The sequence below is a fragment of the Moorena sp. SIO3H5 genome, assembly GCF_010692395.1.
Taxonomy (GTDB): Bacteria; Cyanobacteriota; Cyanobacteriia; order Cyanobacteriales; family Coleofasciculaceae; genus Moorena.
Window position 1 is genome coordinate 1 of the sequence record NZ_JAAHHS010000398.1, and the last position, 6,784, is coordinate 6,784.

Consider the following 6,784-nt stretch of genomic DNA (forward strand, 5'->3'; position numbering starts at 1 on the left):
TATGGCGCACGGGTGGCGGATCTCGACGGAGATGGCAAAGATGAGGTTTTGGGCGGGACAATCATCTCACCGGACGGAGAGATGTTGTTGAAAATTCCTATAAAAGGTCATATTGACTCCCTGTTTGTGGCTGATGTGCGTCCAGACATCCCAGGATTAGAGGTAGTCGCTCTGGAAGAGGGGGGTGGCAATCGGGTTTTTCTTTATAACCGCGTTCGCGAAGCGGTTCCTTCGGAACATCGCGTAATTTGGAAAACCCACTACAAGCATCAAGAACCACAAAATGCTGCTATTGGTGATTTTGACCCCCAACGACCGGGATTAGAAGTTTGGTGCCGCAGCCGTTACCAGAAGCACCAGAAACCCTTTGTATTTGATGCCCAAGGTCAACTGATTGCTGAGTATCAAATGGATGATGTTGCTCCCAAGGGATGGACAGACAAAGGTGTAGAGGTGATCTTCTCGATTGATTGGACAGGAGAGTCGAGGCAATTAGTGGCTGTCAAAGAGCGCCATAAATCAGGAGACGTAGGGATTTTCGATGCCCTGAGTGGGCAATTTCTCCATCGGTTCAAAGAACAGGCGGATCGACTTTACGTTGCTGATGTATCTGGGGATTGGCGGGAAGAGGTGATGGTTCTCAATGGGAATCAGCTGCATATTTACAGCAACCCTGAACCAAATCCCAATCTTGATCGCCCACGGCTATGGACTCAAAACCACTACCGCCGCAGTAAGATGACTTGGAATTACTACAGTCCATAAACTTAAAAACCATGAAAAAAAAGTTAGGTACTAATAAAAAATTTATTCTTACGATAATTAAATGCGGCGTTTCCATAGTGCTACTTTCTTGGGCGTTGCGCAAGACAAATCTGCCCGAAATTTTCCTAGCTGTGAGTTCTGCCAAGGTTCCTCTGTTAATGGCAGCGTTTGTGGTCTACTTAGCCAGTTACTACATCAGAGCTCATCGGTGGCGGGTACTGCTTTTGGCTCAGAATGTAAAAGCTACCATCCCTTATTTGTATAAGTCCTACATGGTCAGCATTTTCTTCAGTAATTTTTTGCCCTCTACTATTGGTGGGGATGCTGTTAGGGCTTATGATGCCTGGCGGTTGGGAACGAGCAAGTCAGTCGCACTAGCCACTGTGTTTTTGGATCGTTTCCTTGGTTTACTAGGTTTAATGCTGTTTGGCCTCGGGGCGCTGTTTTTTTCTCAGACATTGATCGCCCAGTTACCATTGCTTAACCTGTGGATGATGCTAGGTAGCGCAGGAATTATGCTTGTAGTCTCAATGATTTTCATACCATCTCAGAAGATTTCAACCTTTCTTAGCAAGATCCAACTACCCTTTTGGAAGCACATAAAAAACAAGGTATTGAATATTATTAAAGCTTTCCTTGCCTTTGGTAACCGCAAACATGCCTTGGCTATGTCTATGGGGTTGTCACTAATGGTGCAAATTAGTGTCATCGCTCATTATTACCTAATTGCAAAGGCACTGGATTTACCGGTTCCCCTTCTTAGTTTCTTTGTGATCATTCCCCTAGTCTCCTTGATCATGGTCTTGCCTGTATCGATCAACGCCATTGGTCTCCGTGAGAATGCATTTGTATTCTTTTTTGCGGCTTACGGCTACAATTTTGCCAGATCCGAAGCAATAGCCTTTGCTTGGCTGGCTTACGGAATTGTGATCATTCAGGGGCTGTTGGGGGGAATTGTGTATGCTTTGCGCAAGTAAAGGGGATTTACTAAGATCAGGTAATCGGGTAATCAGGTCATCAGGTCATCAGGTGTGATGGTGAGTAATAAACAATACTCATAGCAATTACCAATTACCAAATATAAATTACCAATTACCAATTACCAAATATAAATTACCAATTACCAATTACCAAATATAAATTACCAATTACCAAATATAAATTACCAATTACCAAATATAAATTACCAATTACCAATTACCAAATAATCCAATGCCATCACCAGTAGGACACACATTAGCCGGTATTTGTGGATTTGTTCTGGCACGCCCTCATATAGCTTGGCATCAGCAAACTCGGCTGTTGTATGGTTCACTATTGCTCACAAACTTGCCAGACATAGACATTCTACCTGGATTGCTGCTGCTGGGAGATCCAGGATCTTTTCACCGTCAGGCCACCCACAGCTTGATAGTAGCCGCCCTAATTGGCATCTTCGTTGCTTGGCTAGTGGGACGTTGGAGGTTAAATCGGCTCCGGTGGGGACTTTGGGCAGCTCTAGTTTATGGCAGCCATATCCTCTTGGATATGCTAGTAGCTGACCCAACAGCACCTTTTGGAGTCCAGGCACTCTGGCCTTTTTCCCTAGAGTATTTTATTTCACCCATTACCATCTTTGCCCGATTTGATTATTTTAATCCAGAATTGGGTATGGTGCGCACCATACTAAGTATTACCAACGTCTTGGGAATACTTTGGGAAATCGTAGTACTTACACCCTTAGTAGGACTTGCATGGTATGGATTTGGTAAAACTGACATCAGAAAACCATTGGGAAGATAGAGGGGAAGGCTGATGGGGTTATCAGGTGTAATGGTGATGGAAAGAATTATATATCTTTTGCATAAATCTCTAAAACAAGGCCCATGAGTAATATAAGCGTGTGTCCAAATTTACTTATGTTGATGGGGATCAACCATCTTTTCCGAGCCATGATCAACCCTGGTCTGATCACGGTAGTTCTTAATACTGATTGTAGATAAGGTTGGTCAGGTGCATGAAAGCAGAAAAACTTAATTCAACAGAAACCTCAATCCAAGCAGATTGGCTTTGGGAATCGATTCCCATCGCCTTAATTTTGGTATTGGCGGCTGGGTTGTACCTCTATCAACTTGGCACAGAGAGCCTGTGGGTGGATGAACTCTACAGTGTTAATGATGCCAAACGCTTACCAGGGCATCTGGGTCTAATCCGCCCAGTGTATTTCATCCTCCTGTGGCTCTGGATGCAGTTTGGCACCAGCGATGCTTGGTTGCGGGGGTTGTCTGTCTTGTTTGGATTGGGCAGTGTATTTCTAATTTACCAGCTTGGTCGTCGTGTAGCGGGAAAGGCAACGGGCTTGATTGCTGCGCTTCTCTTGGCTTTATCGCCGCTGTTCATCAATTTTGCCCAAATGGTTCGTATGTACACCCTAGGTACTTGTCTCGGTCTAGGTGGTAGTCTAGCGCTAGTGCATGCTCTTGAGAATCCTACTACCACCTCCATGGCTTGGTGGGCTAGCCTACGACTGTTGGTAAACCTAACTGCCCCACTCAATGCCACCCTGCTCTTCGCAGACATCTTGTTGGTATTTTTTCGGTTTCGCAAGCAACGCGCTACATTATTAGCTTTCGGCAAATGGCTGTTGTTGGTGATCCTGTTGTGGTTACCATCTTTGTTCTCTCTAGTATCTGGAACCCTGCCCTTCCTAAGCAATGCCATTAATCCCATCGCCAAAATTGATTCATCGGCTACTCGACACTCATTTCCGAGTTTTGTGGATGTTTTACGTAAGTTAAAGAACTTTACAGCCTTTCCGTTTCCTTCCACATCAAAGGTAAGTAGCTTGTTTTATCAAGCCTACAGTCTACTATTAGCTGGGTTGGTCGGTATTGCCATCATCCACAAAAACCACAAACCACGCCTGTGTTGGATTGCTGCTTGGGCTTTTATACCGTCAGGGATGATTTTTTTAGTTTCTAAACGATTATGGATAGACCGTTACATACTGTTTTTATCCCCATACATTTTGATTATTCTGGCCGCTGGCTTGATGGGATTGTGGCGTTGGAAACGGATTTTTGCGATCGCAGTAGGAATTATCTATGCTATTACCGTTAGCACTGGACTAGTACGCTATTACACCGTGCAGGATCGCCAGGATTGGCGAAATGTAGCGCAAACAATTAGCATGAATGAAAAACCTGGTGATACCATCGTCTTATCCATAGGTTCGCCAAAAATGACCTCAGCGCTGAGTCATTACTATAGTGGAGATGCCCAGATCTATTCTCTCAAGAAACTTTGTCCTTCTGCTCAAGTCAAAAAGCCTGATGTAGAGGAAGCACTAAATAACTTGCCACCTACTTCCTCACGGCTGTGGCTAGTTTGCGGCACAGGTTTTGACGAAAAAAAGTTTCGCACTGTTTTCAAAGAACATTTTGACCTGGAAACACACGCAGCATTTACTAACGAGAACTTTTATAGACAGAATGATTTAATGCATCTATTTCTGGTCATACCCAATTCTCCCAATTCTACTGATACCAACGAAGAATCAACATCGGTCTAAGCTCTAGGGCTGTGATTATTGAGGTAGCATGAACGCCAACAACCACAAAACAGCAGCGCTCCTAGAGCGAGGAAATTGGTTCAAACAATGGATTCCCATTACTTTAATCTTACTATTAGCGACTGGACTATACCTCTATCAACTTGGTACAGAAAGCCTATGGGTGGATGAGCTCATTAGTATTCATCGTGCCAAGCACCTAGAGCAAGTCTTTAATAGTACACGCCCCCTCTATCAGATCTTTTTACGGGTCTGGATGATAGTTAGCAGTAGTGATACTTGGCTGCGGGGATTGTGCGTTGTTTTTAGTATTGGTACTGTTTTTGTTACCTATCGGCTTGGTCGGCGCTTAATGGGAGAGTCCACTGGCTTAATTGCTGCGCTAATCGTTGCCCTCTCACCCCTGTTTATCCATCATGCCCAAGAAGTCCGGATGTACGCACCGAGTACATTCTTTGGTGTTGCTGGCACACTGATCTTAACCCACGCCCTAGAACGTCCAACTACTCCCTTACTATTGGGATGGGCTGCTCTGCGATTCTTGGCAATTATCAGCACACCCGTTAACGTAGCGCTGCTGCTCCCAGACATAGTTGTGTTTGGCTGGAAGTATCGCAATCAACCTCGTGTTTTGTTCCGTTTCGGGGTAGGACTGTTACTGATTGGTATTTTATGGCTGCCATGGGTGTTTCCGCTAGTAACTAAGAGCGCCAAATTTATGGGAGGTGTGAAAGTACCGGGTACATCAGTTCCTGATCTCGGTGGACGCAATAGTCCTGGTGTACTGGATGTGATCATGCAGCCAGGTCGCTTTACAGCTTGGCCCTTTGGTCGAGCCAATTCTAATGCGATCTACTGGTTTTACAATGCCTACTCTGTCATGTTGACCTGCTTGCTGGGTCTTGTGCTATTCAACAAACCACGCTCAGCTAAGCTTGGTTGGATTGCGGCTTGGGCGTTTTTACCCTTAGTTCTCTTCTTTTCAGTGTCCCAAGTCTCTCGTTCTCTTTGGGTCAATCGTTACCTACTGTTAGCAGCCCCATACCTATTTATTCTTTTAGCAGCCGCTGGGATCGGCATTTGGCGTCGATGGCGGATTGGTGCGTTGGTGATAGCGCTGATCTATGCCATTGCTGTTGGTGGTGGGCTAAAACGTTACTATACCGTGCTGGATCGAGAAAATTGGCGTGGTTTAGTGGAAACCATTGCGACCAAAGAACAACCGGGTGATGTGATTGTTTGGTCTATTGGTCAGAAAATACCTGTGGCATTGAATCATTACTATCATGGCTCTGGGACTATTGAGATTAAGGATGTACTCCCGCCGTCGATTAGAAAAAACGATCAGCAAGCGATAGAAGATTGGGTTAGCAGTTTGCCCCCAACCCAATCTCGTTTATGGCTAGTTTACGTTAAGTCGTCGAAGCTATTTCGGTCTGTTGTTAAAGAGCAATTTCAGATTCAAACCCGAGAGAAACCAATTGATGGAATAGAAATCTTTCTGCTTAAACCACGTTCTGCTGAAAAAACGTCTCAGGAGTAGACTTCGCCGCAGTTGTGTATTACAGTTAGCCTAAAAGTAGTTATTGCCGATTTTTAGCGATCGCTTTTAGCGGAAGCTTCGCTTCATCGCGTAGCGTGGCCAGGGTAAGCGCAAGAATCAATAAGCTGTAGCTTATTGAGAAAAAAAGGGCATTATTCTCAACAATTAAACTCTATTGAGAATAAAGTTCTACGAGATTATAGGGGTTTCGAGCCACGATCAACCGATATCCAGCCAATGCACATTATGGGCAATTTTTTCTTGCGCTTACCCTGGTAGCGTGGCCTACGGCCAATCGCAATTTCTTGACATCCTCCCACCGCTAAATCTTTTATTATAGCGGGGAATTCCTAAGACTCACGACTTAGGTTTCTGCTTCCTTCTCTCCTTTTTTGGAGTTTTTCGCACCAGCCCTCCGAGACTTACTCTCTTGAGGTCTTACGGTCGCTCCACAGACTGACACGGCAAGCCCTGCCGCCAAGATATTAATTGATGCATTAATATCGCGATTAGCCCTTCGGGCTACGCTACGCGAACGTGGTGAGTATTACAAGATGGGCAATCCCATTCCCGAATACTCAGGGGTAAAGATTCGACGCGATTGAGGCATACAGAACACAACTTGCTACTGGGAAACCATCTGTCAATAGAAATAGCTTTACGGCTGTACCACTCTGATTTATATTTGACCTGACGGATTATTTCCCCCCAGTTAGCATCACTGATCACCTGAGCTAGTTTTTGATTTTTGACCATGTTTTTCACCGCTAAGTCTTCAAACGCAATCAATTGGTTTTCTCTGACCAGTTTAGTGGTTAGCTTGTGAGTAAAATCTTTTCTAGCGTCCTTGATATTTGCGTGTATTTTAGCTACCTTTAATCTGGCTTTGTAACGATTATTGGAACCTTTTTGTTTTCGTGACAAAG

General features: G+C 44.6%; 4 protein-coding genes and 2 pseudogenes. 5 read left to right on the forward strand and 1 reads right to left on the reverse strand.

Annotated features, from left to right (window positions below):
- The 5 genes and pseudogenes from F6K52_RS29355 to F6K52_RS29375 form a co-directional block, all read left to right on the forward strand.
- A pseudogene (locus tag F6K52_RS29355) lies at positions 1–765 on the forward strand (hypothetical protein); the annotation flags it as partial.
- 11 nt (positions 766–776) lie between these two features.
- Positions 777–1,742 carry a lysylphosphatidylglycerol synthase transmembrane domain-containing protein gene (locus F6K52_RS29360; protein ID WP_293087064.1) on the forward strand — a complete coding sequence of 322 codons (966 nt, stop codon included), beginning with the start codon at positions 777–779 and terminating at the stop codon, positions 1,740–1,742.
- Positions 1,743–1,977: 235 nt separating this feature from the next.
- On the forward strand, positions 1,978–2,547 hold the full coding sequence (locus F6K52_RS29365; protein ID WP_293087067.1) for a metal-dependent hydrolase: 570 nt from the start codon (positions 1,978–1,980) through the stop codon (positions 2,545–2,547).
- Between the two features lie 214 nt (positions 2,548–2,761).
- Positions 2,762–4,315 carry a glycosyltransferase family 39 protein gene (locus F6K52_RS29370; protein WP_293087070.1) on the forward strand — a complete coding sequence of 518 codons (1,554 nt, stop codon included), beginning with the start codon at positions 2,762–2,764 and terminating at the stop codon, positions 4,313–4,315.
- A 28-nt stretch (positions 4,316–4,343) separates the two neighbouring features.
- Entirely contained in the window at positions 4,344–5,858 is a 1,515-nt protein-coding gene (locus F6K52_RS29375) for a glycosyltransferase family 39 protein (RefSeq protein WP_293087073.1), read from the forward strand.
- Positions 5,859–6,222: 364 nt separating this feature from the next.
- Here F6K52_RS29375 and F6K52_RS29380 read toward each other — a convergent pair.
- Positions 6,223–6,784 (reverse strand): annotated as a pseudogene (locus tag F6K52_RS29380) (RNA-guided endonuclease TnpB family protein); the annotation flags it as partial.